General features: G+C 47.3%; 2 protein-coding genes. Both read left to right on the top strand.

What is annotated here, in order from left to right; all coding sequences use genetic code 11:
* On the top strand, positions 1-493 hold a 493-nt coding region (locus FHS57_RS24805; protein ID WP_183978426.1), incomplete at its 5' end, for a tetratricopeptide repeat protein.
* Between the two features lie 35 nt (positions 494-528).
* The coding region (locus FHS57_RS24800; protein WP_183978424.1) for a DUF4062 domain-containing protein at positions 529-2,409 on the top strand (1,881 nt) is incomplete at its 3' end.

Genomic DNA, 2,409 nt, shown 5'->3' with positions numbered 1-2,409 from the left:
AAGTTGGCAGCAGGATTTGGCCACGTCTTTGAGCAAAATGGGCGATTTCTATTTGAGATTGGGTGAGGCCAAAAAAGCCGAAGAAAATTATAGCGAAGGCTTACGAATATTCCGAAAGCTGGCCTCTTTGGATGAGCAGAATTCTCGTTGGCAGCAGGATTTGGCCACGTCTTTGAGCATAATGGGCGATTTCTACCTCAACCAAGGCGAGGCACAAGAGGCTCTCAACCACTACATCGAAGCCAAAACCCTCCACGAATCCCTGCTTGGACTGGATACCAGTTCGGTGCAGTACCTGTTTGATTATGCCTTGGATTTTCTACGCATCGGCAATGTGTTTCGGATGGCAGGCATACCCCAAGAGGCTATATCCCTGCTTCAAAACGCCCAAAATCTCCTCCAACAATTGGTCACCCAAATCCCCGAGGAGGTCAATTTTAAGGAACACTTGGAAATGGTCAATGAGTGGCTTGGGGAGTTAGAGCATGGATAGAAAAAGTGCAAAACTTGAAAACGATGAAATAGATAATGAAAAAACAAAAAGTCTATATTTCCTCTACTTTCAGAGACCTCAAAGAGTACCGTACTTTGGTCAAAAGTCTGTTTGAGAATCAATTGGCGGCTTCGTTTGAGCTGTGCAACATCATGGAACGCATGTGGGACGATGGCTCGCAAACGCCTTTCGTAGAGGAGTGCGTGCGGGAGGTTCAGGCTGCCGATATTTACCTGCTCATTCTGGGCAATAAAGTAGGTTCATTTCCCCCTAACGAAACCCGCACTTACACCGAAATCGAACTCGATACGGCTTTGGCAGATAAGGGTAAGAAGATTTTTTGCTTTCCTTTTAGTACGTTTGAGCCCACTCAACTGGATAATCCTGCCAAGCACGCCGAGCTCTTGGCCAAATTTGCAGGGAAACCCACACACCCCTTTGCCAATCCAACCGAACTCCGAGCCGATTTATTGGAGTGCCTGTTGCCGCATATTCCCATCCATCGCTTTTCTCTACCCGCCAAACTCCTCAGCCCCAATGGTGCCGATAAGCCTACTGTTTTTATTGGACGGGAAGACGAACTGCGGGAAATTAGGCAACGGCTCGATGATTGTGGCAAACTGATGCTCATCAACGCCGAAGGCGGCATTGGAAAAACCACCCTCGCCGCCAAGTACTGGAGCGAAAACCTCTACGCCTACAAACACAATGCTTGGCTGTTTTGTGAAAACGGCATCGTGAATGCCCTCAAAGACTTGGCTCCTAAGCTCAACCTCGACTTGGCAGGCATGGACGAAGCCCAGCAGGTGGCCGCCCTCAAACACGCCCTATCGGGTGTGCACGATGATTTTTTGTTGGTACTCGATAACGCCAACGACGACGACGACATCCGTGTGTTCAGGCAAACCTTTGAGGGGTTTCATTGGCACGTACTCATCACGAGCCGTTGCCAAGGTGTACTCGAAAATGAACAAGAACTGCCCATTACGCACCTGCCCCCACTTCTGGCCAAGGCACTTTTTAAACGGTATTACAACGAAGATAGCCTCGATTTTGAGGTCTTGTTGGATCGGCTGTTGGAAGCCATCCGTTACCATACGCTGTTGGTTGAGATTTTTGCTAAAAACATGCAAGAAAGTGCCGAACTGGGCATAAAAATGACAAATTTCTTGCAAAAATTAGAAAAAGAAGGTTTGCATCTGGGTGAACATAGCTTTGAAGTAAAGACCGACTATACCATCGCCGTAAAAGCAAAAGCCGCCACTACCGACGAAATTCTGGATGCCCTTTACGACTTTGGGAAGCTCAGTGAAGAGCAACGCTTTGTCTTGCTCAGCCTCTCCTTGTTACCCGCCGAACCTTATACCTTGGGTTTTATTAACTCCCTGTTAGCCAACGACAGCACCCGAACTGATTTGGCAGTACGCAAAACCCTCAAAAGCTTGAGTAAAAAAGGCTGGATAGCCCAAACCGAAAACACCTACCGCCTCAGCCCCGTGGTGCAGGATTTGTTGTTGTATAAAAACCATGAAACACTGGAAACGGATGCTCAAGCACTGTTGGATAGGCTCAACTATATTTTGGAAGCGGATGCTTATAATTTACTACGCATCCGCCTAAGCGCTGCCGAACCCTACGCCAAACTACTGTACCAAATCAATAAGAGTTTGGAAGCCTATCCAAGCTGGGACATTGGATCTTTGAATTTTAACGTTGGCGTATATTTCAATAACACAGGCAACATAACGGGCGAACAGTATACCTACACTCAATACGGGATTATTTACCAAAAGTTGTTAGCAACTGACCCTGAGAACCTCTCCTACAAAAACGGGCTGGCAATTTCGTATGAAAAATTGGGCGGCATTTACGAAGCCACGGGCGATTGGAAGAACGCGCTCGTCAATTATCAAGAA

The sequence above is a fragment of the Runella defluvii genome (assembly GCF_014195535.1).
In the GTDB taxonomy this organism is placed as follows: domain Bacteria; phylum Bacteroidota; class Bacteroidia; order Cytophagales; family Spirosomataceae; genus Runella; species Runella defluvii.
Note: the sequence above shows the minus strand (reverse complement) of the source record. Positions and strands in the feature narration are given on the sequence as shown.